The 22,887-nt window shown below is 71.8% G+C and carries 21 protein-coding genes; 14 read left to right on the top strand and 7 right to left on the bottom strand.

Annotation, left to right across the window (positions count from 1 at the left end):
* Nucleotides 1-15: 15 nt before the first annotated feature.
* The 9 genes from uvrC to BLU95_RS12545 all read left to right on the top strand — a co-directional run bounded on the left by uvrC (nucleotide 16) and on the right by BLU95_RS12545 (nucleotide 9,583).
* On the top strand, nucleotides 16-2,079 hold the full coding sequence (gene uvrC / locus BLU95_RS12585; RefSeq protein WP_093860102.1) for an excinuclease ABC subunit UvrC: 2,064 nt from the start codon (nucleotides 16-18) through the stop codon (nucleotides 2,077-2,079).
* 118 nt (nucleotides 2,080-2,197) lie between these two features.
* Entirely contained in the window at nucleotides 2,198-3,109 is a 912-nt protein-coding gene (rapZ, locus tag BLU95_RS12580) for an RNase adapter RapZ (protein ID WP_369826124.1), read from the top strand.
* 93 nt (nucleotides 3,110-3,202) lie between these two features.
* Nucleotides 3,203-4,306, top strand: coding sequence for a gluconeogenesis factor YvcK family protein (locus BLU95_RS12575; RefSeq protein ID WP_093864832.1), 1,104 nt, complete (start codon nucleotides 3,203-3,205; stop codon nucleotides 4,304-4,306).
* On the top strand, nucleotides 4,297-5,277 hold the full coding sequence (whiA, locus tag BLU95_RS12570) for a DNA-binding protein WhiA (protein ID WP_030394969.1): 981 nt from the start codon (nucleotides 4,297-4,299) through the stop codon (nucleotides 5,275-5,277). Before BLU95_RS12575 ends, whiA begins: the two co-directional genes overlap by 10 nt.
* 334 nt (nucleotides 5,278-5,611) lie before the next feature.
* Nucleotides 5,612-6,616 carry a type I glyceraldehyde-3-phosphate dehydrogenase gene (gap, locus tag BLU95_RS12565; protein WP_030394968.1) on the top strand — a complete coding sequence of 335 codons (1,005 nt, stop codon included), beginning with the start codon at nucleotides 5,612-5,614 and terminating at the stop codon, nucleotides 6,614-6,616.
* Nucleotides 6,617-6,767: 151 nt separating this feature from the next.
* Nucleotides 6,768-7,973 carry a phosphoglycerate kinase gene (locus BLU95_RS12560; protein ID WP_093860101.1) on the top strand — a complete coding sequence of 402 codons (1,206 nt, stop codon included), beginning with the start codon at nucleotides 6,768-6,770 and terminating at the stop codon, nucleotides 7,971-7,973.
* A 7-nt stretch (nucleotides 7,974-7,980) separates the two neighbouring features.
* Nucleotides 7,981-8,766 (top strand): triose-phosphate isomerase, encoded by a 786-nt coding sequence (gene tpiA, locus BLU95_RS12555; protein WP_093860100.1) that lies wholly within the window; start codon nucleotides 7,981-7,983, stop codon nucleotides 8,764-8,766.
* Nucleotides 8,767-8,853: 87 nt separating this feature from the next.
* Nucleotides 8,854-9,090, top strand: a complete 237-nt coding sequence (gene secG / locus BLU95_RS12550) for a preprotein translocase subunit SecG (RefSeq protein WP_093860099.1) — start codon at nucleotides 8,854-8,856, stop codon at nucleotides 9,088-9,090.
* 205 nt (nucleotides 9,091-9,295) lie between these two features.
* Nucleotides 9,296-9,583 (top strand): RNA polymerase-binding protein RbpA, encoded by a 288-nt coding sequence (locus BLU95_RS12545; RefSeq protein ID WP_030308030.1) that lies wholly within the window; start codon nucleotides 9,296-9,298, stop codon nucleotides 9,581-9,583.
* A gap of 63 nt (nucleotides 9,584-9,646) precedes the next feature.
* Here the strand turns inward: BLU95_RS12545 and pgl are convergent, their stop codons facing one another.
* The 5 genes from pgl to tkt all read right to left on the bottom strand — a co-directional run bounded on the left by pgl (nucleotide 9,647) and on the right by tkt (nucleotide 16,456).
* The gene (pgl, locus tag BLU95_RS12540; RefSeq protein ID WP_093860098.1) at nucleotides 9,647-10,435 is read right to left on the bottom strand and encodes a 6-phosphogluconolactonase; all 789 of its coding nucleotides are present in this window, start codon (nucleotides 10,433-10,435) and stop codon (nucleotides 9,647-9,649) included.
* On the bottom strand, nucleotides 10,432-11,517 hold the full coding sequence (gene opcA, locus BLU95_RS12535) for a glucose-6-phosphate dehydrogenase assembly protein OpcA (RefSeq protein ID WP_093860097.1): 1,086 nt from the start codon (nucleotides 11,515-11,517) through the stop codon (nucleotides 10,432-10,434). The genes pgl and opcA overlap by 4 nt, the downstream gene beginning before the upstream one ends.
* Nucleotides 11,514-13,061, bottom strand: coding sequence for a glucose-6-phosphate dehydrogenase (zwf, locus tag BLU95_RS12530; RefSeq protein ID WP_093864831.1), 1,548 nt, complete (start codon nucleotides 13,059-13,061; stop codon nucleotides 11,514-11,516). Before zwf ends, opcA begins: the two co-directional genes overlap by 4 nt.
* 67 nt (nucleotides 13,062-13,128) lie before the next feature.
* On the bottom strand, nucleotides 13,129-14,268 hold the full coding sequence (tal, locus tag BLU95_RS12525; protein WP_093860096.1) for a transaldolase: 1,140 nt from the start codon (nucleotides 14,266-14,268) through the stop codon (nucleotides 13,129-13,131).
* Between the two features lie 91 nt (nucleotides 14,269-14,359).
* Nucleotides 14,360-16,456: a transketolase gene (gene tkt / locus BLU95_RS12520; protein WP_093860095.1), complete on the bottom strand. Its 2,097-nt coding sequence runs from the start codon at nucleotides 16,454-16,456 to the stop codon at nucleotides 14,360-14,362.
* Nucleotides 16,457-16,964: 508 nt separating this feature from the next.
* On the opposite strand from tkt, the gene BLU95_RS12515 reads away from it, so the two are divergent.
* Nucleotides 16,965-17,906, top strand: coding sequence for a heme o synthase (locus tag BLU95_RS12515; protein ID WP_093860094.1), 942 nt, complete (start codon nucleotides 16,965-16,967; stop codon nucleotides 17,904-17,906).
* 113 nt (nucleotides 17,907-18,019) lie between these two features.
* Here the strand turns inward: BLU95_RS12515 and BLU95_RS12510 are convergent, their stop codons facing one another.
* Nucleotides 18,020-18,661: a DUF2461 domain-containing protein gene (locus BLU95_RS12510; protein ID WP_231978536.1), complete on the bottom strand. Its 642-nt coding sequence runs from the start codon at nucleotides 18,659-18,661 to the stop codon at nucleotides 18,020-18,022.
* A gap of 72 nt (nucleotides 18,662-18,733) precedes the next feature.
* Between BLU95_RS12510 and BLU95_RS12505 the strand changes: the two genes are divergently transcribed.
* Nucleotides 18,734-19,072 (top strand): hypothetical protein, encoded by a 339-nt coding sequence (locus BLU95_RS12505; protein ID WP_093860092.1) that lies wholly within the window; start codon nucleotides 18,734-18,736, stop codon nucleotides 19,070-19,072.
* 71 nt (nucleotides 19,073-19,143) lie between these two features.
* Here the strand turns inward: BLU95_RS12505 and BLU95_RS12500 are convergent, their stop codons facing one another.
* On the bottom strand, nucleotides 19,144-20,133 hold the full coding sequence (locus BLU95_RS12500; RefSeq protein ID WP_093860091.1) for a COX15/CtaA family protein: 990 nt from the start codon (nucleotides 20,131-20,133) through the stop codon (nucleotides 19,144-19,146).
* Between the two features lie 230 nt (nucleotides 20,134-20,363).
* On the opposite strand from BLU95_RS12500, the gene BLU95_RS12495 reads away from it, so the two are divergent.
* From BLU95_RS12495 to BLU95_RS42250, 3 genes are all read left to right on the top strand, one after another.
* Nucleotides 20,364-21,770, top strand: a complete 1,407-nt coding sequence (locus BLU95_RS12495; RefSeq protein ID WP_093860090.1) for a choice-of-anchor A family protein — start codon at nucleotides 20,364-20,366, stop codon at nucleotides 21,768-21,770.
* 334 nt (nucleotides 21,771-22,104) lie between these two features.
* Nucleotides 22,105-22,581 carry a hypothetical protein gene (locus tag BLU95_RS42255; protein WP_159424872.1) on the top strand — a complete coding sequence of 159 codons (477 nt, stop codon included), beginning with the start codon at nucleotides 22,105-22,107 and terminating at the stop codon, nucleotides 22,579-22,581.
* Nucleotides 22,582-22,703: 122 nt separating this feature from the next.
* On the top strand, nucleotides 22,704-22,859 hold the full coding sequence (locus BLU95_RS42250; RefSeq protein ID WP_159424871.1) for an LAETG motif-containing sortase-dependent surface protein: 156 nt from the start codon (nucleotides 22,704-22,706) through the stop codon (nucleotides 22,857-22,859).
* Nucleotides 22,860-22,887: the final 28 nt, after the last annotated feature.

The raw sequence follows: 22,887 nt of genomic DNA, 5'->3' as shown, positions 1-22,887 counted from the left end.
CGGTACGGTGGACCCATGGCTGACCCGTCCACCTACCGTCCGGCGCCGGGGGCGATCCCGACCTCGCCCGGTGTCTACAAGTTCCGCGACGCCCACGGGCGGGTCATCTACGTGGGCAAGGCCAAGAGCCTCCGGCCCCGGCTGTCCTCCTACTTCCAGGACCTCGCCGGACTGCACCCGCGCACCGCGACCATGGTCACCACCGCCGCCTCGGTGGAGTGGACCGTGGTCGCCACCGAGGTCGAGGCGCTCCAGCTGGAGTACTCCTGGATCAAGGAGTTCGACCCCCGGTTCAACGTCAAGTACCGGGACGACAAGAGCTATCCGGAACTCGCTGTCACCCTCAACGAGGAGTTCCCGCGGGTCCAGGTGATGCGCGGCGCGCACCGCAAGGGCGTGCGCTACTTCGGGCCCTACGGCCACGCCTGGGCGATCCGCGAGACCGTCGACCTGCTGCTGCGGGTCTTCCCGGTCCGCACCTGCTCCAACGGCGTCTTCAAGCGCGCCGCCCAGGTCGGCCGCCCCTGTCTGCTCGGCTACATCGGCAAGTGCGCCGCGCCCTGCGTGGGCCGGATCACGCCGGAGGACCACCGGGCGCTGGCCGAGGACTTCTGCGACTTCATGGCCGGCCGCACCGGCAACTACCTGCGCCGGCTGGAGACCGAGATGCAGGAGGCCGCCGCCGACCTGGAGTACGAGAAGGCGGCCCGGCTGCGCGACGACATCGGCGCCCTCAAGCGGGCCATGGAGAAGAACGCCATCGTCCTCGCCGACGCCACCGACGCCGACCTGCTGGCCGTCGCCGAGGACGAACTCGAGGCCGCCGTCCAGATCTTCCACGTCCGCGGCGGCCGGGTCCGGGGCCAGCGCGGCTGGGTCACCGACAAGGTCGAGGACGTCGACACCGCGGGACTGGTCGAGCACGCCCTCCAGCAGCTCTACGGCGGCGTCGGCGCCGAGGAGCGCGGCGAGGGCGTGCCGCGCGAGGTGCTGGTACCCGCGCTGCCCGACCCGGTCGAGCCGGTCCGGGAGTGGCTGGGCGGGCTGCGCGGAGCCCAGGTGGACCTGCGCATCCCGCAGCGCGGCGACAAGAAGGACCTCATGGCCACCGTGCAGCGCAACGCCCAGCAGGCGCTGGCGCTGCACAAGACCAAGCGCGCCTCCGACCTCACCACCCGCAGCCGCGCCCTGCAGGAGATCACCGACGCGCTGGAGCTGGACAGCGTCCCGCTGCGGATCGAGTGCTTCGACATCTCCCACCTCCAGGGCGAGGACGTGGTCGCCTCGATGGTGGTCTTCGAGGACGGCCTGGCCCGCAAGAGCGAGTACCGCCGCTTCGAGATCAAGGGTTTCGAGGGTCAGGACGACGTCCGCTCGATGCACGAGGTGATCAGCCGCAGGTTCCGCCGCTACCTCCAGGAGCGCGAGCGCACCGGCGAGTGGGCCGTCCCCGAGGAGGGCCCGGAGGACGCCGCGGACGCCGCCGCCGACGGCACCGCCACCCGCGCCGAGGACGGCCGCCCCCGCCGCTTCGCCTACCCGCCGCAACTGCTGGTCGTCGACGGCGGGCAGCCCCAGGTCGCCGCCGCCCAGCGGGCCCTGGACGAACTCGGCATCGACGACATCGCACTGTGCGGCCTGGCCAAGCGCCTCGAGGAGGTCTGGCTGCCCGGCGAGGACGACCCGGTGGTGCTCCCGCGCAGCAGCGAGGGCCTCTACCTGCTCCAGCGGGTCCGCGACGAGGCCCACCGCTTCGCCATCGGCTACCAGCGCGGCAAGCGTTCCAAGCGACTCACCGCCGGAGAACTGGACTCCGTCCCCGGCCTCGGCGAGACTCGCCGTCAGGCGCTGCTCAAGCACTTCGGCTCGCTCAAGAAGCTTCGGGTTGCCACCGTCGACGAACTCTGCGCGGTCCCCGGCATCGGCCGGCGGACGGCGGAGACCGTTGCGGCGGCGTTGTCGTCCCGTACACCTGCCGCACCAGCCGTGAACACCGCCACGGGCGAGATCATCGAGGACGGCGCCGACGAGCCGGCGCCCGCGGCGCCCGAGACCGTACCCATTCAGGAGACGCCATGACGGCCGACGCCGCCCGTCAGCCGGCGTGCCCCGCGCCCACTCGTCCGAGTGGCGCCGGGAAGCATGCCCGCGCGACGCGCGTTCTCCACAGCAGAACCACCGAGAGCGGGGAACCGAAGTGACCGTGTCCGATTACGGGGGCACCGCCCGGCCGGAGGCCGGCGGCGAGAACACCCCGGAGCTGGTGATCATCTCCGGCATGTCCGGGGCGGGCCGCTCCACCGCCGCCAAGTGCCTGGAGGACCTGGGCTGGTTCGTGGTGGACAACCTGCCGCCGGCCCTCATCCCGACCATGGTCGACCTCGGAGCCCGCTCCCAGGGCAACGTCGCCCGGATCGGCGCCGTCGTGGACGTCCGCGGCCGGCAGTTCTTCGACGACCTGCTGACCTCGCTGGACGAGCTGGAGAAGCGCGGCGTGCGGCTGCGCGTCGTCTTCCTCGACTCCTCCGACGACGCCCTGGTCCGCCGCTTCGAGAGCGTGCGCCGCCCGCACCCGCTCCAGGGCGACGGCCGGATCGTCGACGGCATCGCCCAGGAGCGCGAGCTGCTGCGCGAGCTCCGCGGCGAGGCCGATCTGGTGATCGACACCTCCAACCTCAACGTCCACCAGCTGCGGGCCAAGCTCGACGCCCAGTTCGCCGACCACGACGAGCCCGAGCTGCGCGCCACCGTGATGTCCTTCGGCTTCAAGTACGGCCTGCCGGTCGACGCCGACCTCGTGGTCGACTGCCGCTTCCTGCCGAACCCGCACTGGGTGCCCGAGCTGCGGGCCAGGACGGGCACCGACGCGGACGTCGCCGACTACGTGTTCCAGCAGCCCGGGGCCAACGAGTTCCTCAACGGCTACGCCGAGCTGCTGCGCATTGTCACCGAGGGCTATCGCCGCGAGGGGAAGCGTTACATGACCCTTGCCGTAGGCTGCACCGGTGGCAAGCACCGCAGCGTCGCGATGTCCGAGCGGCTGACGAAGCGTCTGATCGCGGACGGCGTGGAAACGGTGCTCGTCCACCGTGACATGGGACGGGAGTAGCCGCCGTACCCCCTGCCGGGCCGCCGGCGGAGGTCGGCGGCCCGGCAAGAGGAACGCGAGGTAGGTGTGACGGGATACGTGCCCGGGCGGCAGCTGCAGAACAAGACCGCCGACCGGAGCGGGAGCACGGTCAGGTCGATCCTGACCGGCCGGTCCCGCACCGGGGCGGCCCGCACCGGCCCGGCCCGTCCCCATCAGGCGCCCAGGAGCAATCAGGCTCCGCGGATCACCGCACTCGGCGGCGGTCAGGGCCTGTCGGCCTCGCTCTCCGCGCTGCGCCGGCTCACCACCGACCTCACCGCCGTGGTGACCGTCGCCGACGACGGCGGCTCCAGCGGCCGGCTCCGCGAGGAGCTCGGGGTGCTGCCCCCCGGCGACCTCCGCAAGGCGCTCGCCGCGCTCTGCGGCGACGACGACTGGGGCCGCACCTGGTCCGAGGTGATTCAGCAGCGTTTCACCGGCACCGGTGAGCTCGGCGGCCACGCGGTCGGCAACCTGCTGATCGTCGCGCTCTGGGAGAAGCTCGGGGACCCGGTGGCGGCGCTGGACTGGGTCGGCCGGCTGCTCAACGTCCAGGGCCGGGTGCTGCCGATGTCGGCGGTCCCGCTGGACATCGAGGCGATAGTCCGGGGGCACGACCCGGCCTTCCCCACCGAGCTGGGCGCCGTCCGCGGCCAGGCCAGCGTGGCGGTCACTCCCGGCACCGTGCAGTCCGTCCGGCTCGTTCCGGACGAGCCGCCCGCCGTGCCGGAGGCGGTCACCGCGGTGCGGGAGGCGGACTGGGTCGTGCTGGGCCCCGGGTCCTGGTTCACCAGCGTGCTGCCGCACCTGCTGGTGCCCGAGCTGGTGAAGGCCCTGGTGGAGACCCGCGCCCGCCGCCTGCTCACGCTGAACCTCGCCCCGCAGCCCGGCGAGACCGAGGGCTTCACCCCGCAGCGTCATCTGGACGTCATCGCCGACCACGCCCCCGCGCTCGCGGTGGATGCGATCCTGGTGGACGAGCGCGCCGTCACCGGCGGCGCCTTCGGCCAGGCCGACCTGGCCGGTCTGGAGAAGGCCGCCGAGCGGATGGGCGCCGCACTGGTGCTCGGCCGGGTCGCCCGTACCGACGGCACGCCGCGACACGACCCGGAGCTCTTGGCGGCCGCGTACGACCGGATTTTCCGGACACATGGAAGGATCGGGCCATGGCGATGACTCCAGCGGTGAAGGACGAAATCAGCCGGCTCCCGGTCACCCGGGCCTGCTGCCGCAAGGCGGAGGTGTCGGCGATCCTGCGTTTCGCGGGCGGGCTGCACATCGTGAGCGGCCGCATCGTGATCGAGGCGGAGCTCGACACCGGAGCCGCCGCCCGGCGCCTGCGCAAGGACCTGCTGGAGATCTTCGGACACTCCTCGGACCTGGTCGTGATGGCCCCCGGCGGCCTGCGGCGCGGCAGCCGCTACGTGGTCCGGGTGGTCAAGGACGGCGAGCTGCTCGCGCGCCAGACCGGCCTGGTGGACGGCCGCGGCCGTCCGATCCGGGGTCTGCCCCCGGCCGTGGTCTCCGGCGCCACCTGTGACGCCGAGGCGGCCTGGCGCGGCGCCTTCCTGGCCCACGGCTCGCTCACCGAGCCCGGCCGCTCGTCCTCGCTGGAGATCACCTGCCCCGGTTCGGAGGCCGCCCTCGCCCTGGTCGGCGCCGCCCGCCGGCTCGGCATCCCCGCCAAGGCCCGCGAGGTGCGCGGCGTGGACCGGGTGGTGATCCGCGACGGGGACGCCATCGGCGCACTGCTCACCCGGCTCGGCGCGCACGAGTCGGTGCTGGCCTGGGAGGAGCGCCGGATGCGGCGCGAGGTGCGGGCCACCGCCAACCGGCTGGCCAACTTCGACGACGCCAACCTGCGCCGCTCGGCCCGGGCCGCGGTCGCGGCCGGCGCCCGGGTGGCCCGCGCGCTGGAGATCCTCGGCGAGGAGGTGCCCGAGCACCTGGCCGCCGCCGGCCAGCTGCGGATGCAGCACAAGCAGGCCTCGCTGGAGGAGCTGGGCGCGCTCGCCGACCCGCCGCTCACCAAGGACGCGGTGGCCGGCCGGATCCGCCGGCTGCTGGCGATGGCCGACAAGCGCGCCTCCGAGCTCGGACTGCCGAGCACCGAGGCCAACCTCACCGACGAGATGGCGCTCAGCTGACGCCGCTCCCCGACCGGATCCGGCCGGGGTCTTGACGATCGGACCCGGAGATGATCCACGCGCCGGTGCCCGCCAACGCGGGCACCGGCGCGGTCGTGTCCGGGTGCTGGGACGGGCCGCTGCCGCGGGCCTCGCGCGGGTCGGGACCAACTGCCCGGACGGGCACGGCCGGACGGCCCGAAAACGGTGGGAACACGCGCCACGCCAGGGGTTGCGCAAACGCCTGATGTGCTCCATCCGGCCTCGGAGGGGTAGGGTCATAGGCGGTCGGGGACATCCCAAAATTCCACCCCGTCGGCATAGCGTCCGGCGTACCTAACGAGGAGATCGGTTCGTGACGATCCGGGTAGGCATCAACGGATTCGGCCGCATCGGCCGCAACTTCTTCCGTGCGGTTAAGTCCCAGGGCGCGGACATCGAGATCGTCGGCGTCAATGACCTGACCGACACCAAGACCCTGGCGCACCTGCTCAAGTACGACTCGATCCTGGGCACCTTCCCGGGCGAGGTGTCCCACACCGCGGACAGCATCACCGTCGACGGCACGACCTTCAAGGTCATCGCCGAGCGCGACCCGGCGAACCTCCCCTGGGGCGAGCTGGGCGTCGACATCGTCATCGAGTCGACCGGCATCTTCACCAAGGCCGAGGCGGCGAAGAAGCACGTCACGGCCGGCGCGAAGAAGGTCATCATCTCGGCGCCCGCCACCGACGAGGACATCACCATCGTCATGGGCGTCAACGACGAGAAGTACGACGGCGCCAAGCACACCGTCATCTCCAACGCCTCCTGCACCACCAACTGCGTGGCGCCGCTGGCCAAGGTGCTGAACGAGAACTTCGGCATCGTCAAGGGTCTGATGACCACGGTGCACGCGTACACCAACGACCAGGTCACCCTGGACTTCCCGCACAAGGACCTGCGTCGCGCCCGCGCCGCGGCCCTCAACATCATCCCGACCTCGACGGGTGCCGCCAAGGCCACCGCCCTGGTCCTCCCGGAGCTCAAGGGCAAGCTGGACGGCACCTCGCTGCGCGTCCCGGTCCCGACCGGCTCGATCACCGACCTGGTGGTCACCCTGGAGCGCGACGTCACCGTCGCGGAGGTCAACGAGGCTTTCCAGAAGGCCTCCGAGACCACCCTCAAGGGCATCCTGCAGTACACCGAGGACCCGATCGTCTCCTCCGACATCGTGAACTCGCCGTTCTCCACGATCTTCGACTCGCTGATGACCATGGTCCAGGGCAACCAGGTCAAGGTCTTCGGCTGGTACGACAACGAGTGGGGCTACTCGAACCGCCTCGTCAACCTGACCACCCTCGTCGGTGCCGGGCTCTGACGCAGCGGGAGCTGACGTGAAGTAGGGGGGAGGGCCCGGAAGGCATGTGCGAAGCCGACCGGGCCCTCCGTCTGCGCACCCTCAACTCCCCATGGACGGCACAGCGTTGTGCCGTCCCCTGCTCCACCATCTCGCCAGGAGACCGAAGACCGTGAAGACCATCGAAGATCTGGACGTCGCCGGTAGGCGCGTGTTCGTGCGTGCGGACCTGAACGTCCCGCTTTCCGACGGCACGATCACCGACGACGGCCGGATCCGCGCCGTCGCCCCGACCATCGCCAAGCTCGTCGAACGCGGCGCGAAGGTCGTCGTCGCCTCCCACCTCGGCCGTCCCAAGGGCGCGCCGGACCCGCAGTTCTCCCTCGCGCCGGTGGCCGCCCGCCTCGGCGAGATCCTCGGCCGTCCGGTCGCGTTCGCGACCGACACCGTGGGCGAGAGCGCGAAGGCCACCGTCGCCGCCCTGGCCGACGGCGAGGTCACGCTGCTCGAGAACCTGCGCTTCAACGCCGGTGAGACCAGCAAGGACGACGCCGAGCGCAAGGCCTTCGCCGAGCAGCTCGCCGCGCTGGCCGACCTGTACGTGGGCGACGGCTTCGGCGCGGTGCACCGCAAGCACGCGTCGGTGTTCGACCTGCCGGCCCTGCTGCCGCACGCGGTCGGCGACCTGATCGCCACCGAGGTCGGTGTCCTCAAGCGCCTCACCGAGGAGGTCGAGCGCCCGTACGTGGTGGTGCTCGGCGGTTCCAAGGTCTCGGACAAGGTCGGCGTGATCGACAACCTGCTCGGCAAGGCCGACCGCATCCTGATCGGCGGCGGCATGGCGTACACCTTCCTCAAGGCCAAGGGCCACGAGGTCGGCATCTCGCTGCTGCAGGAGGACCAGATCCCGACGGTGCTGGACTACCTGAAGCGCGGCGAGGAGAGCGGCGTCGAGTTCGTGCTGCCGGTGGACGTCGCGATCTCCGCGAAGTTCCCGGACACGAAGACGCACGCTCCGGTCGAGGACTTCGAGGTCGTCGACGCCGACGGCATCCCGGCGGACAAGGAGGGCCTCGACATCGGCCCGAAGACCCGGGAGCTGTTCGCGGCGAAGCTGGCCGACGCGAAGACGGTGTTCTGGAACGGCCCGGTGGGCGTCTTCGAGCACCCGGCCTTCGCCGAGGGCACCAGGGCGGTCGCGCAGGCCCTGGTCGACAGCGACGCGTTCACCGTGGTCGGTGGCGGCGACTCCGCCGCCGCCGTCCGCATCCTGGGCTTCGACGAGACGAAGTTCGGGCACATCTCGACCGGCGGTGGCGCGAGCCTCGAGTACCTGGAGGGCAAGACCCTCCCCGGTCTCGCCGCACTGGAAGGCTGAATCACGCATGACTGAGCGTCTCCCGCTGATGGCGGGCAACTGGAAGATGAACCTCAACCACCTCGAGGCCATCCAGCACACCCAGAAGCTGGCCTTCGCGCTGGCCGACAAGGACTACGAGGCGGTCGAGGTCGCCGTCCTCGTGCCGTTCACCGACCTGCGGTCGGTGCAGACCCTGGTCGACGGCGACAAGCTGAAGATCAAGTTCGGCTCGCAGGACATCTCGCAGCACGACGGCGGCGCCTACACCGGCGAGATCTCCGGCCCGATGCTGTCCAAGCTGAAGTGCACCTACGCGGTGATCGGCCACTCCGAGCGCCGCGAGTACCACAACGAGACCGACGAGCTGGTCAACGCCAAGGTCAAGGCCGCCTACCGGAACGGGATCACCCCGATCCTGTGCATCGGCGAGCCGCTGGAGATCCGCAAGGCCGGCACCCACGTCGAGTACACCCTGGCCCAGCTCGACGGCGGCCTGAAGGACGTCCCGGCCGACCAGGCCGAGTCGGTCGTCGTCGCCTACGAGCCGGTCTGGGCGATCGGCACCGGCGAGGTGGCGACCCCCGAGGACGCCCAGGAGGTCTGCGCCGCGATCCGCGCCCGGATCGCCGAGCTGTACTCCGCCGAGCTCGCGGACAAGGTCCGGGTGCTGTACGGCGGTTCGGTCAAGTCGTCGAGCGCGGCCGGCCTGATGGCCAAGCCGGACATCGACGGCGGCCTGGTCGGCGGTGCCTCGCTGGACGCCGAGGAGTTCGTCAAGATCGTGCGGTACCGTGAGCAGGCAGTAGGCTAACGCCGCCGCAGCAACGTAGGCTTTGGGGCCGGACCACCCGACGTGGTCCGGCCCCTTCGCCGAAGATACGAGAGAGTTGGTCCCGTCGTGGTTATCGGGTTCTCGATTGCCCTGATCGTCTTCAGCCTGCTGATGATCCTCCTGGTGCTGCTGCACAAGGGGAAGGGCGGCGGCCTGTCGGACATGTTCGGTGGTGGCGCGATGTCCACCGGCGGTGGCTCCGCGGTCGCCGAGCGCAACCTGGACCGCATCACGATCGTGGTCGGTCTGGCCTGGTTCGCCTCGCTGTTCGTGCTCAGCATGGTCCTGAAGTACAAGAGCTGACATACCTCTGACGCCCCGTCGCCCCGCGGCCTATCCTGGAAGGGTCCGGGGCGGAGCCGGTGGTGGCGCATCCTTAACTCCTGCTTACACTAGGACGACTTTCGCCACCGACGCGCATCGCGGCGCGTCGGCGCACCAGCACGCAGGGAGTCAGACCGTGGCAAGTGGCAACGCCATCCGTGGCAGCAGGGTCGGAGCCGGCCCGATGGGTGAGGCGGAGCGCGGCGAATCCGCCCCCCGCAACCGGATCTCCTTCTGGTGTGCCAACAAGCACGAGACCCGGCCGAGCTTCGCGGCCGAGGCGGTCATCCCGGACACCTGGGACTGCCCGCGCTGCGGCTTCCCGGCCGGGCAGGACGAGCACAACCCGCCCGCGCCCTCCCGCAACGAGCCGTACAAGACCCACCTGGCCTACGTCCGCGAGCGGCGCACCGACGCCGACGGCGAGGCGATCCTCGCCGAGGCGCTGGCCAAGCTCCGCGGCGAGATCTGAGCAGCAGGCGAACACCGAAGGGCGCCACCCGTGACGGGTGGCGCCCTTCGGTGTTCCCGAGCCTCAGGCCGAGGCCGGGGGGTACAGCTGGGGCGGCAGCCGGTCCGCGGCGGCGCGGTCCAGCAGCCACAGGGTGCGGCCGGTGCCGTGCGCGCCGGAGGCGGGTGCCTGGAGCTCGCCGGGGCCGGACAGGGCCAGCGCGACCGCGTCCGCCTTGTCCTCGCCGGCCGCCAGCAGCCAGACCTCGCGGGCGGCCCGGATCGCCGGCAGGGTGAGCGAGATCCGGGTCGGCGGAGGCTTCGGCGCGCCGCGCACGCCGACCACCGTCAGCTCGGTCTCCCGCACCCCGGGGTGCTCCGGGAACAGCGAGGCGACATGGGTGTCCGGGCCGACGCCGAGCAGCAGCACGTCGAAGGCGGGCACCCGGAGCCGGTCGGCGGGGCCGGCCGCCTTCGCGAGCTCCTCCGCGTAGCGGGCGGCCGCGGCGTCCACGTCCGAGCCGTCGACGCCGTCCGAGGCGGGCATCTCGTGCACCCGCGCCGGGTCGAGCGGGACGGCGTCCAGCAGCTCGGCGCGGGCCTGGACGGCGTTGCGCTCCGGGTCGGCGGAGGGCAGGAAGCGCTCGTCGCCCCACCAGAGGTCCAGCCGCGCCCAGTCGATCGCGTCGCGCGCCGGGGAGGCGGCGATCGCGGCCAGCAGGGCGTTGCCGTTGCGTCCGCCGGTGAGCACCACCGAGGCGGTGCCGCGGGCGGCCTGGGCGTCCACGATCCGGGTGATCAGCCGGGCCGCGGCCGCCTGGGCCATCAGCTCCTTGTCCCGGTGGACGACCAGCTGCGGGGTGGCCGCGGTCATGCGCCCGCCTTCTTGGCGGCGCGCTTGGCGGCGCCCTTGCGGGCCCCGCCCTCCGGGGCGGTGGCGGCGGCCGTCTCCTCGGCCACGGCCTCCTCGGCGGCCTGCTCGACGGCCGCGCCGGCGGCCTTCGCCGCGGCCGCCGGCTCGGTGGTGTCCGGCTCCTTGAGCCGCTCCACCGGGGTGCGGACGGCCACCGCGTAGATGTCGTCCGGGTCGAGCCGGCGCAGCTCCTCGGCGATCAGCTCCGAGGTCTCGCGCCGCTTGAGCGCCACCTGGCGGTCCGGCGAGCGGGGCATCGAGAGGGTGCCCAGCAGGCCGTCCGGGCGGTCCAGGGTGATGTCCCCGTCCGTGGTGCGCAGGTGCACCGCGGTGATGCCCGGGCCGTTGGTGACGACCCGCTCGACGGGCACGTGCAGCCGGTTGTGCAGCCACAGGCCGAGCAGTTCGACGCTGGGGTTGTAGGACTCGCCCTCGACCACCGCGGAGGTGATCGTGGACGGCCGCTGGTCCAGCGCGGCGGCCAGCATCGAGCGCCAGCCGGTGATCCGGGTCCAGGCCAGGTCGGTGTCGCCCGGGGTGTAGCTCTGGGCCCGCTGGGCGAGCTGGCCGACCGGGGACTCGGCGGTGACCGCGTCGGTGATCCGGCGCTGGGCGAGCGCGCCGAGCGGGTCCTGCGCCGGGTGCAGCGGCGCGTTCTCCGGCCACCAGACCACGACCGGGGCGTCCGGCAGCAGCAGCGGCAGGACGACCGACTGGGCGTGCGCGGCGAGTTCGCCGTGCATGCGCAGGACGACCGTTTCGCCGGAGCCGGCGTCGGAGCCGACCAGGATCTCGGCGTCCAGGCGGGTCTCGGCGCGGGCCCGGGGCGAGCGCCCGGCACGCTTGATGACCGCCAGGGTGCGCGAGGGGTGCTCGCGGGAGGCGTCGTTGGCGGCCCTGAGGGCGTCGTACGCGCTGCCCTCGTCGGTCACGATCACCAGGGTGAGCACCATGCCGGCGGCCGTCGAGCCGCTGGCCCGGCGCGCCTCCATGAGCGCTGCGTTGATCTTGCTGGACGTGGTGTCCGTGAGGTCGGTCTTCATGGCCGGCGCCAGCTCCTGCCGTCTCGTGCGAGCATCTCGTCCGCCTCGGCCGGGCCCCAGGTGCCGGCCGCGTACTCCGCGGGCTTGCCGTGGGCGTCCCAGTACTTCTCGATCGGGTCGAGGATCTGCCAGGAGAGCTCGACCTCCTGGTGGCGCGGGAAGAGGTTGGCGTCGCCGAGCAGCACATCGAGGATGAGCCGCTCGTACGCCTCCGGGGAGGACTCGGTGAAGGACTCGCCGTAGGCGAAGTCCATCGTGACGTCCCGGACCTCGAAGGAGGTGCCCGGCACCTTGGAGCCGAACCGCACGGTGACGCCCTCGTCCGGCTGCACCCGGATGACCAGGGCGTTCTGCCCCAGCTCCTCGGTCGCGTAGGAGTCGAACGGCAGGTACGGGGCGCGCTGGAAGACCACCGCGATCTCGGTGACCCGGCGGCCCAGCCGCTTGCCGGTGCGCAGGTAGAACGGCACCCCGGCCCAGCGGCGGTTGTTGATCTCCAGCTTGATGGCCGCGTAGGTGTCGGTCTTGGAGTCCGGGTTGATGCCGTCCTCGTCGAGGTAGCCGCCGACCTCCTCGCCGCCCTGCCAGCCGGCCGTGTACTGGGCGCGCACGGTGTGCTCGCCCAGGTCGGCCGGGAGCTTGACGGCGCTGAGCACCTTGAGCTTCTCGGCCACCAGCGCCTTCGGGTGGAAGGACGCCGGCTCCTCGATGGCGGTGAGCGCCATCAGCTGGAGCAGGTGGTTCTGGATGACGTCACGGGCGGAGCCGATGCCGTCGTAGTAGCCGGCCCGGCCGCCGATGCCGATGTCCTCGGCCATGGTGATCTGCACGTGGTCGACGTACGACCGGTTCCAGATCGGCTCGAACATCTGGTTGGCGAAGCGGAGCGCCAGGATGTTCTGGACGGTCTCCTTGCCCAGGTAGTGGTCGATCCGGAAGACCTCGTCCCGGGGGAAGACCTCGTGGACGATCCGGTTCAGCTCCTGGGCGGACTCCAGGTCGTGGCCGAAGGGCTTCTCGATGACGGCGCGGCGCCAGGATCCGCTCGGCGGGTCGGCCAGCCCGTGCTTCTTGAGCTGCTGGACGACGGTCGGGAAGAACTTCGGCGGCACGGACAGGTAGAAGGCGAAGTTGCCGCCGGTGCCCTGGGCCTGGTCCAGCTCCTCGATGGTCTCGCGGAGCTTGTCGAAGGCCTCGTCGTCGCCGAAGTCGCCCTGGACGAAACGCATGCCCTTGGCGAGCTGCTGCCAGACCTCCTCGCGGAAGGGGGTGCGGGCGTGCTCCTTGACCGCGTCGTGGACCTCCTTGGCGAAGTCCTCGTCCTCCCACTCGCGGCGGGCGAAGCCGACGAGCGAGAAGCCCGGCGGCAGCAGGCCGCGGTTGGCCAGGTCGTAGATGGCCGGCATGAGCTTCTTGCGGGAGAGGTCGCCGGTGACCCCGAAGATGACCAGGCCGGACGGCCCCGCGATGCGCGGGAGCCGCCGGTCCGAGGGGTCGCGAAGCGGGTTGACGGGTGCCGACGGGAGGTCGTCCGCGTCCTGCACCGGGGTCAACTCGGGGAAATCAGTGCTCACTTGATGGGCTCCGCTTTCGTGCGCCGTTCGCAGGGGGTCACTTCTCGTCGGCGAAGGAGGCGAGCGAGGCGGTGACGGTGTCGAGCAGCTCGTTCCAGGACTGCTCGAACTTCTCGACGCCCTCGTCCTCCAGCACCTGGACGACGTCGTCGTAGTCGACGCCCGCGGCGGCGATGGCGTCCATCACGGCCTTGGCGTCGGCGTAGTTGGGGACGATGGTCCCGCCGGTGACCACACCGTGGTCGTCGGTGGCGTCCAGGGTGGCCTCGGGCATCGTGTTCACGGTGCCGGGGGCGACCAGCTCGGTGACGTAGAGGGTGTCCGGCAGGGCCGGGTCCTTGACGCCGGTGGAGGCCCAGAGCGGACGCTGCGGCTTGGCGCCGGCGGCCTCCAGGGCGGCCCAGCGGGCGCTGCCGGCGCTCTTGCCGTCGACGCTGCCGAAGACCTCCTCGTACGCCTGGTAGGCGAGGCGGGCGTTGGCCAGCGCGGCCTTGGAGCGGAGGTCCTTGGCGTCGCCGCCGATCTTCTCCAGCCGCTTGTCGATCTCGGTGTCCACGCGGGACACGAAGAAGGAGGCGACCGACTCGATCTGGGAGAGGTCCAGGCCCTTGGCCTTGGCGGCCTCCAGGCCGGTCAGGTAGGCCTCCATGACGGCCTTGTAGCGCTCCAGCGAGAAGATCAGCGTGACGTTGACGCTGATGCCCTTGCCGATGACCTCGGCGATCGCGGGCAGACCGGCCTTGGTGGCGGGGATCTTGATGAACACGTTCGGGCGGTCGACCAGCCACCACAGCTGCTTGGCCTCGGCCACCGTGGCGGCGGTCTCGTGGGCGAGCCGCGGGTCGACCTCGATCGACACCCGGCCGTCGCGGCCGTTGGAGGCGTCGTAGACCGGGCGCAGCACGTCGGCGGCGTCACGGACGTCCGAGGTGGTGATCATGCGGACGGCCTCGTCCGTGGTGACCTTGCGGACGGCGAGGTCCTTCAGCTGGCCGTCGTAGGAGCTGTCGCCGCCGCCGATGGCCTTCTGGAAGATGGTCGGGTTGGTGGTCACGCCCACCACGTGCTTGTGCTGCACCAGCTCGGCGAGGTTGCCGCTGTTCAGCCGCTTGCGGCTGAGGTCGTCCAGCCAGATCGCCACGCCTTCGTCGCTGAGGCGCTTCAGTGCGTCGGTCATGGTGCTTCAGTCCTTACGTCTTTTGCTGCTGTGGGGTGTGTGGGGCGGGCCGGGGCGCCGATGTGCGGTCGGCGCCCCGGCCCGGGGGCCGCTAGCGGTTGACGGCCTCGAGCGAGCGGAGCGCGTTGTGGGCCTCGGCCACGACGCGCTCGGCGGTGATGCCGAACTCCTCGAACAGCACCTGGTAGTCGGCGGAGGCGCCGAAGTGCTCCAGCGAGACGATCCGGCCGTGGTCGCCGACCAGCTCGCGCCAGCCCTGGGCGATGCCGGCCTCGACCGAGACGCGGGCCTTGACCGACGGCGGCAGCACGCTGTCGCGGTAGGCCTGGTCCTGCTCCTGGAACCACTCGAAGGACGGGACCGAGACGACCCGGGTGGCGATGCCCTCGGCCTCCAGCACCTCGCGGGCGTCGACGGCCAGCTGGACCTCGGAGCCGGTGCCGAGCAGGATCACCTGCGGGGTGCCGCTGGAGGCCTCGGCCAGGATGTAGCCGCCCTTCGCGGTGCCCTCGGCGGAGCCGTACACCGTGCGGTCGAAGGTCGGGACGTTCTGGCGGGTGAGGGCCAGGCCGACCGGGCCGGGGTGGGTGGTCTGGCGCTCCAGAACGGTGCGCCAGGCGACGGCGGTCTCGTTGGCGTCGGCCGGACGGACCATGGCCAGACCCGGGATGGCGCGCAGCGAGGCCAGGTGCTCGACCGGCTGGTGGGTCGGGCCGTCCTCGCCGAGGCCGATGGAGTCGTGCGTCCACACGTAGGTGACCGGCAGCTTCATCAGGGCGGCCAGGCGGACGGCGGGGCGCATGTAGTCGGCGAAGACCAGGAAGGTGCCGCCGAACACGCGGGTCTTCCCGTGCAGCGCGATGCCGTTCATGGTGGAGCCCATGGCGTGCTCGCGGATGCCGAAGTGGATGGTCCGGCCGTAGGGGCTGGCGGACTTCAGCGGGTTGCCCTCGGGGAGGAAGGAGCTGTCCTCGTCGATGGTGGTGAGGTTGGACTCGGCGAGGTCGGCCGAGCCGCCCCACAGCTCCGGGATCACCTGGCCGAGGGCCTTGAGGGTCTCGCCGCTGGCCTTGCGGGTGGCGACGGCCTTGCCGGCCTCGAAGACCGGGACGGCCTTCTTCCAGCCCTCGGGCAGCTCGCCGGCCGTGATGCGCTCGAACTCGGCGGCGCGGTGCGGGTTGGCGGCGCGCCAGGCGTCGAAGGACTTCTCCCACTCGCCGCGGGCGGCCTTGCCGCGCTTGACGACCAGCCGGGCGTGCTCGATGACCTGGTCGCTGACCTCGAAGGTCTTCTCCGGGTCGAAGCCCAGGACCTTCTTGGTGGCGGCGATCTCGGCGGCGCCGAGCGCGGAGCCGTGCGCCTTGGCGGTGTTCTGGGCGTCCGGGGCCGGCCAGGCGATGATCGTGCGCATAGCGATCATCGACGGGCGGGAGGTCTCGGCCTTGGCGGCGGCGAGGGCGTCGGCGAGCGCGGCGACGTCGATGTCGCCGTTCGACTTCGGGGCGACGCGCTGGACGTGCCAGCCGTACGCCTCGTAGCGCTTGAGGACGTCCTCGGAGAAGGCCGTCTCGGTGTCGCCCTCGATCGAGATGTGGTTGTCGTCGTAGAGCGCGACCAGGTTGCCGAGCTTCTGGTGGCCGGCGAGCGAGGAGGCCTCGGCGGAGATGCCCTCCTCCAGGTCGCCGTCGGAGACGATGGCCCAGACGGTGTGGTCGAACGGCGACTCGCCGGCCGCGGCGTCCGGGTCGAACAGGCCGCGCTCGAAGCGGGCCGCCATCGCCATGCCCACGGCGTTGGCGATGCCCTGGCCGAGCGGGCCGGTGGTGGTCTCGACGCCGGCGGTGTGGCCGTGCTCCGGGTGACCGGGGGTGCGGCTGCCGGCGACCCGGAAGGCCTTGAGGTCGTCGAGCTCCAGGCCGTAGCCGGAGAAGTAGAGCTGGGTGTAGAGGGTCAGGCTGGTGTGCCCGGGGGAGAGGACGAACCGGTCACGGCCGGCCCAGGCCGGGTCGGTCGGGTCGTGGCGCAGGAAGCGCTGGAAGATCAGGTAGGCGGCGGGGGCCAGCGACATGGCCGTCCCCGGGTGTCCGTTGCCGACCTTCTGAACCGCGTCCATCGCCAGGACCCGGGCCGTGTCGACGGTCCGGTCGTCGAGGTCCGACCACTCGAATGCATTCGGCGTCGTGCTCACCCTGTCTCAGGGCTCCTTCCATTGTGAAGAGTGACCCCGTGAGGGACCGGGTCGGCCACGTCGCTGGGGCCGGACGCTGGGTGGTGCCGGTCACGGAGGGTAGATCCCGCTTCTGTGGGCGAGCCTACCGTCCGGCCCGGGGCTCACCCTCCGTGGTGGGAGAACCCTGGCATGTTGGCAGTCATTCCCCGGACATTTCGTGGACGACCGTGCGACCGGGGGCCCGGTCCCTTTGTCCACCCTCGCCCGGATCCGTCCGGTTCGCCTCTCCGGCGCGCGGGACGGGGGACCGGTGGTCCCGGCGGGCCCGGGAGCGGCTTCGCGGACAACGTTCCTGGTGGGGACCGCGGGGGTTCACCCGGGGGTGTGCGTTCCGCCCCGCCGGGGCACCCCGGGGCCGGTGGGGAGATATGGAGCGTCTAAGGTGGCGTGGTACGCGCAGAGCGGACGATTCGGGAACAACGTTCCGGTGGCCGCCTGTGAGGATTCATCTTCAGTTGGGGTGTTAGTGACCGCCGTCGAATCCCGTCCCGCCGGGGTCACCGGGGCGACGCCTGCGCACCGGCCGTTCGGGGCCCGTGTCGGCGCCTTCGTCGCACTGACCAAACCGCGGATCATCGAGCTGCTGCTGATCACCACGGTGCCGGTGATGTTCCTGGCGGAGCGCGGGGTGCCGAACCTCCTGCTGGTGCTGGAGGTGGTCATCGGCGGTTACCTCTCGGCGGGCGGCGCCAACGCCCTCAACATGTACATCGACCGGGACATCGACGCGGTGATGTCCCGCACCGAGCGCCGGCCCATCGTCACCGGCATGGTGTCACCGCGCGAGGCGCTGGTGTTCGGCATCGCGCTCGGTGTGCTGTCGACGCTCTGGCTGGGCCTCCTGGTCAACTGGCTGTCCTCCGCGCTGGCGCTCGGCGCGCTCCTCTTCTATGTGTTCGTCTACACGCTGGGGCTGAAGCGCCGCACCGCGCAGAACATCGTCTGGGGCGGCATCGCCGGCTGCATGCCGGTCTTCGTCGGCTGGGCGGCGATCACGAACTCGCTCTCCTGGTCGGCGCTGGTGCTGTTCCTGGTGATCTTCTTCTGGACGCCGCCGCACTACTGGCCGCTGTCGATGAAGGTCCGCGAGGACTACGCCCGGGCCGGGGTGCCGATGCTGCCGGTGCTCAAGGGCAACCTGGCGGTGGCCAAGCAGATCGTCGCCTACTCCTGGGTGATGGTGGCGGTCTCGCTGCTGCTGTGGCCGCTGGCCGACACCAGCTGGCTGTACCCGGCCGCCGCGGTGGTGCTGGGCGCCTTCTGGCTGAAGGAGGCGCACGCGCTGTACGGGCGGGCGAAGGCCGGTGTGGTCGGCGCCAAGCTGAAGGAGATGCGGCTGTTCCACTGGTCGATCACCTATCTGACGCTGCTGTTCGTGGTGATCGCGGTGGACCCGTTCGTGAAGTGACGCGGTGACGCAGGCGTGAGGAAGGGCCCCGGTCGAGTCGACCGGGGCCCTTCGCGTTCCTGGCGGTGCCGGCCGGGCCGGCGGGCGGCGCGGCGGGAATTGTCAGACAACCCCTAGCGGTCGGGCAGCTCGGAGGGGCCGACGTGGCCGTCCAGCCAGTCCTTGAGCGGCTGCGAGGCGCGCAGGAACCCGGTGATCCGCTCGTACGCGGCGCGGGTGCCCAGCCAGGGTTCGGGAGCCCACTCCTGCCAGGCGATCAGCCCCTTGTGGCGGAGCAGCCCGATCCGCGGGTGGTCCTTGGGGTAGCCGCGCGGGGCGGACTTCAGGGAGTCCCGGCCGACCACCTCCGGCCCGGCCCGGCGGACCCGGTCGGCCACCCGCTCCAGCTCGGCGCCGGAGACGTCCTCGGCGACCGCGCTCCGGTAGCGGTCCAGCTGGTCGGGGGCGAGCCGGTACAGCCCGTTGCCGCAGGCCAGGCCGTCGGCGGAGAGCTGGACGTAGCCGCCGGCCGCCAGGTGGGCGCCGATGTGCGTCTTGTACGGGGACTTGTCCGCGCTGAACCGCACGTCGCGGTTGGGGCGGAAGATCTTTCCCGGCCCGAACTCGGGCTCGAGCTCGTCCAGCAGCCGTTCCATCGGCTCCCGCACGGCCTGCTCGTACCGGTCCTTGTGGGACTGCCAGAAGGTCTTGGAGTTGTCGGCCTCGAGGTGCTCGTAGAAGTCGAGCGCCTCGGCCGGCCAGCCGTCGAAGGTCACCCCACCAGTATGTGGCCCGGTGCACACGGCGCTCCCGTCGCCAGCTCTACTACCGCTCGGTAGCATGCGGGCATGAGCAGCGCAGAGACCGCCACCCCCGCCGCGCCGGACGCCCGTGCCGAGCGCCGCGCCAAGCGCATCGCCAAGAACCTGACCGCCTTCGCCGCGGCGCACGGCGGCAGCGCCGACGGTGTCGTCGAGTACGTCGGCGCGGTCGCCACCCGGATCGTCGTGGTCGGCGCCGACGGCGCCTGGGGCGACCAGGTCGCGCCCAGCTACGCGGTCGGCCGCCGGGCCGCCGAGCTGGCCGGGGTCACCCTGCACGAGAACTTCGAGGGCGAACTCGGTCTGAAGGTGCGCACCGGCGCGTACGAGTGGAAGCGGATGGCCGGCATCCAGATCGGCGGCTGACCCCGCCCCGGCGCACGACGAAGGGCCCCGGTCTCCGTGAGACCGGGGCCCTTCGGCATGTCCGCGCGGGGTCAGGCGGCCGCGGCCTGGGGGGTGCGGGGGGCGGGGGCGTCGGCGGTCGCCGGGGCGTCCTCGCGGGTGCGCAGGGCGAGCGGGATCCGCAGGGCGGCGATCCAGATCAGGGTGGCGCCCAGCATGTGCAGGCCGACCAGCAGCTCCGGGACGTCGGTGAAGTACTGGACGAAGCCGATCACGCCCTGGAGCAGCAGGCCGATCAGCAGCTCGCGGGACCGGGCCCGGGCGGCCGGCGGGGCCTTCACGGCCACGAACACGAAGACCACCGCGATCGAGAGGCCGATCGAGAGGAAGGCCAGGTCGGCGTGGGCCTGGGCGAGCCGGTCGTAGTCCAGCGGGATCCGCGGGACCATCTTGTTGTCCTTGGGCGTGCCGGGGTGGTGGCCGGCGCCGGTGACCAGGGTGCCGGCGGCCACCAGCAGGCCGATCACGCCGACCAGGACCTGGGCGAGCCGCTTGATCGGCTCGGCCACCAGCGGCCGGGCCGGACCGTCGCCCTCCTTGGAGCGCTCCCACATCAGGGTCGCCACCCACACCAGGGCCATCGCCGCGATCAGGTGCAGTGCCACCGTGTAGGGGTTGAGGCCGGTCAGCACGGTGATGCCGCCGAGCACGGCGTTGCTCATCACCAGCCAGAACTGGGCCCAGCCGAGCTTGGTCAGGCCGCGCCGCCGGGGCCGGGCGCAGCGCGCGGCGAGGATCGCCCAGCCGACGGCGGCGCTCAGCACGTAGGTGAGCATCCGGTTGGTGAACTCCACGACGCCGTGGAAGCCCATCTCGGCGGTCGGGGTGAGGCTCTCGTCGGTGCAGCGCGGCCAGGTGGTGCAGCCGAGGCCGGAGGCGGTGAGGCGGACGGCACCGCCGGTGACGACGATCACCACGCTCATCACCAGCGCGGCGAACGCGGCGCGCTTGACCACGGCGGCGGAGGGCTGCCAGCGCTCGGCGAGCAGGGAGAAGGGGGTGGTGTTAGGCACGGCGTCCATGGTATGCGGCCTTACAGCCGATCTTGGGGCGGGGGCGGGCGGAGGCCGTGGGGGCTTCGATGTCGACTTGGCGGTAAAACCACCATGGGCATGACGGGTCAAAAGGGACCATTCGGTCAAGGGGGTCAGTGGTCTTGACCAATTGCCGGTCTGGCCGAAAGAGTGCGGTTTGGTCCATACCTTTTTCCGGACCCCTCCCACACCCCCGCACACAAGCGGAGATCCTGCACATGCGCATATCCGTTCCCGCCGCCGCGCTCGCGCTCGGCGGCTCGTTCGTTCTGGCCGGGCTCGTCGCCCCGGCCGCCGCCCACGCCGTCGCCGAGCCGGGCCAGTGCCTGAGCCTCGGGGTCGCCAACCTCTACGGGGAGTTCGTCGAGGGCGACGACACCCACACGCCGGACGCCGAGGGCGCGGTGGCGGTCGGCGGCAACGCCGACTTCACCGGCGGCTTCTCGGTCGGCCAGGAGCTGACCCCCGAGCAGGTGAAGGCGCTTCCGGGCGGCAACGCCCTGGTCGTCGCCGGCAAGCTCACCGGCAACAACACCCAGGTGATGAAGGGCAACGGCGTCTACGGCTCGAAGGCCGAGGGCGCCGTGGTCCAGGCCCACCAGGGCACGGTCGCCCAGGGCAGGTCGCCGATCGACTTCGCCGCCGAGTTCGCCCGGGTGCGCGCCGTCTCCACCGCCCTGGCCGGTACTCCGCAGACCGCCGGTGCCAAGGTCGAGGCCAAGGGCAAGGAGCTCCACCTCACCAGCGGCGACGCCGCCTTCAACAGCTTCACGGTCTCGGCCGCCGCTCTCCAGGGCGCCACCGACATCTTCGTGAAGGTGCCGGCCGGCTCGGTCACCGTGGTCACCGTCACCGGCGACTCCTACGACATGGCGGCCGCGCGGACCACCGGTTTCCACCTCTGGGACGAGGGCAAGAAGGCCTACGTCCTGGACGACAAGCTGCAGAGCGCGCACGGCGGTGCGGTCCGTTCCAAGCTGCTCTGGAACTTCCCGACCGCCACCAAGGTGGTCAAGAGCAGCCAGGCCGCCTGGTCCGGCACCGTGCTGGCGCCGAACGCCGCGTTCGACCTCGGCTCGGCGGCCCCGGTGAACGGCTCGGTCATCGTCAAGTCGCTGACCGGCAAGGGCGGTGCGGAGACGCACCACTACCCCTTCACCGGCTGCCTGCCGACCACGCCGCCCACCACGCCCCCGACCACGCCGCCGACCACTCCGCCCGCCACCACGCCGCCGGTGGTGCCGCCGACCGGTACGCCGTCGGCGAGCGTCACCCCGAGCACGCCGGGCTCCACCGGGACCCCGAGCACGCCGCCGACCACCCCCGGCGCGACCGGCACCCCGGTGCCCTCGGTGACCCCGGGCGCCTCGGGCAGCCCGTCCGTTCCGGCCACCGCGAAGCCGTCCGCGAGCGCGTCGGCGAGCCCGTCCGCGAGCGGGTCCGCCTCGGCGGCCGTGCCGGGCGCCTCGGCGAGCCCGTCGGCCGGGGCCGTCACCGAGGGTGGCCTCGCCCACACCGGCTCCGGTCCGGTCGTGCCGCTGACGATCGCCGGTGGCGTGGCCCTCGCCGCCGGTGGCGCGCTGGTCCTGGTCGCGCGTCGGCGCAAGGCGGCCGGCCGGGTCTGACCCGTGACGGACCGCTCCGTACTGGTTGAAGGAGCATGACCCGTTTTGCTCCTTCAGGCACCCCTGGTGATCGAAAATGATCACCAGGGGTGCAGTCTTTCGGCCACCCTGACCGTGTCCATTCGGGTCGTCCGCAGCCGTGTTGCCCGAGCTGACGGGCCCGCGAGGCCGCCGAAGCACATCCGAATGTCACCGGAAAGTCGAAATCCGGACGTGCAGTGGGGTGTGGAGCGGTAGGGGGCTGCCGGTAGAGTCCCCCGGACAGTCGTAGCGGGCCCACCGCTGTTCCACTCAATGCGCCTGCTGCACAAGACCGTTCGGAGGGAACTACGAAATGGCGCGACAGCGGCGGCAGATAGGCATCGGCAGTGCGGCGATCGCGGGAACGGCCGTGGCGGCCGTCCTGCTGCCGGTGGCGCTGGCGACCAGTGCCTCGGCCCACGTCCCGACCTGGCAGGTCACCTGCGACAAGATCGTGATCGACCTCGCCAACTACAGCGACAAGGCGGGCGTCAAGAACGCCGTCAGCCTGACCGTCGACGGCGAGAAGCTGCTGGACCAGAAGGAGTTCGGCAAGAGCTTCAAGCAGACCTTCCCGGTGAAGGCCCACAGTGCGCCGATCAAGGCGACGTTCGTGGTGACCACCACCGAGGACCCGAAAAACGGCGACTGGAACAAGACGGAGACGAAGACGATCGAGGTCTGCGCGACCCCGACGCCCACCCCGACTCCCAGCCAGACCGTCACCCCGACGCCGACGCCGACCCCACGGCGACGCAGACCCCCACCCCGTCGCCCACCGCGACGGTGACGCCGACGACGTCGCCCACCGCCACGGTGACGCCGACCCCGCCCCCGGTCACCCCGACCGTGACGCCGAGCCGGTCGTCGACGCCCACGTCCACCCCGTCGACCGCCGCGCCCGTCCCGCCCGTGACGTCCGCGCCGACCCCGGCCGGACCGGCGCTGGCCGCGACCGGTAGCAGCGACGCCACCCCGGTCATCGCGGCAGTCGGCGGTGGTGTCGTGCTCCTCGGCGGCGCGCTCGTCCTGCTCGCCCGCCGCCGCCGCGGCGGCGACCAGGGCTGAGGCGCGGCGCAGGGCCGAGGCGCAGCGC

Origin of the sequence: Streptomyces sp. TLI_053, assembly GCF_900105395.1 — a bacterium.
In the GTDB taxonomy this organism is placed as follows: domain Bacteria; phylum Actinomycetota; class Actinomycetes; order Streptomycetales; family Streptomycetaceae; genus Kitasatospora.
The sequence above is the reverse complement of the archived record's forward strand: the minus strand, read 5'-3'. Positions and strand labels throughout refer to the sequence as shown.

Bases quoted from the DNA above. Each gene is read 5' to 3' on its own strand.
- uvrC (WP_093860102.1), top strand. From the start codon at position 16: ATGGCTGACCCGTCCACCTACCGTCCGGCGCCGGGGGCGATCCCGACC.
- whiA (WP_030394969.1), top strand. From the start codon at position 4,297: ATGGCGATGACTCCAGCGGTGAAGGACGAAATCAGCCGGCTCCCGGTC.
- tpiA (WP_093860100.1), top strand. From the start codon at position 7,981: ATGACTGAGCGTCTCCCGCTGATGGCGGGCAACTGGAAGATGAACCTC.
- BLU95_RS12545 (WP_030308030.1), top strand. From the start codon at position 9,296: ATGGGTGAGGCGGAGCGCGGCGAATCCGCCCCCCGCAACCGGATCTCC.
- pgl (WP_093860098.1), bottom strand. From the start codon at position 10,435: ATGACCGCGGCCACCCCGCAGCTGGTCGTCCACCGGGACAAGGAGCTG.
- opcA (WP_093860097.1), bottom strand. From the start codon at position 11,517: ATGAAGACCGACCTCACGGACACCACGTCCAGCAAGATCAACGCAGCG.
- tal (WP_093860096.1), bottom strand. From the start codon at position 14,268: ATGACCGACGCACTGAAGCGCCTCAGCGACGAAGGCGTGGCGATCTGG.
- BLU95_RS12505 (WP_093860092.1), top strand. From the start codon at position 18,734: ATGAGCAGCGCAGAGACCGCCACCCCCGCCGCGCCGGACGCCCGTGCC.
- BLU95_RS12500 (WP_093860091.1), bottom strand. From the start codon at position 20,133: ATGGACGCCGTGCCTAACACCACCCCCTTCTCCCTGCTCGCCGAGCGC.
- BLU95_RS12495 (WP_093860090.1), top strand. From the start codon at position 20,364: ATGCGCATATCCGTTCCCGCCGCCGCGCTCGCGCTCGGCGGCTCGTTC.
- BLU95_RS42255 (WP_159424872.1), top strand. From the start codon at position 22,105: ATGGCGCGACAGCGGCGGCAGATAGGCATCGGCAGTGCGGCGATCGCG.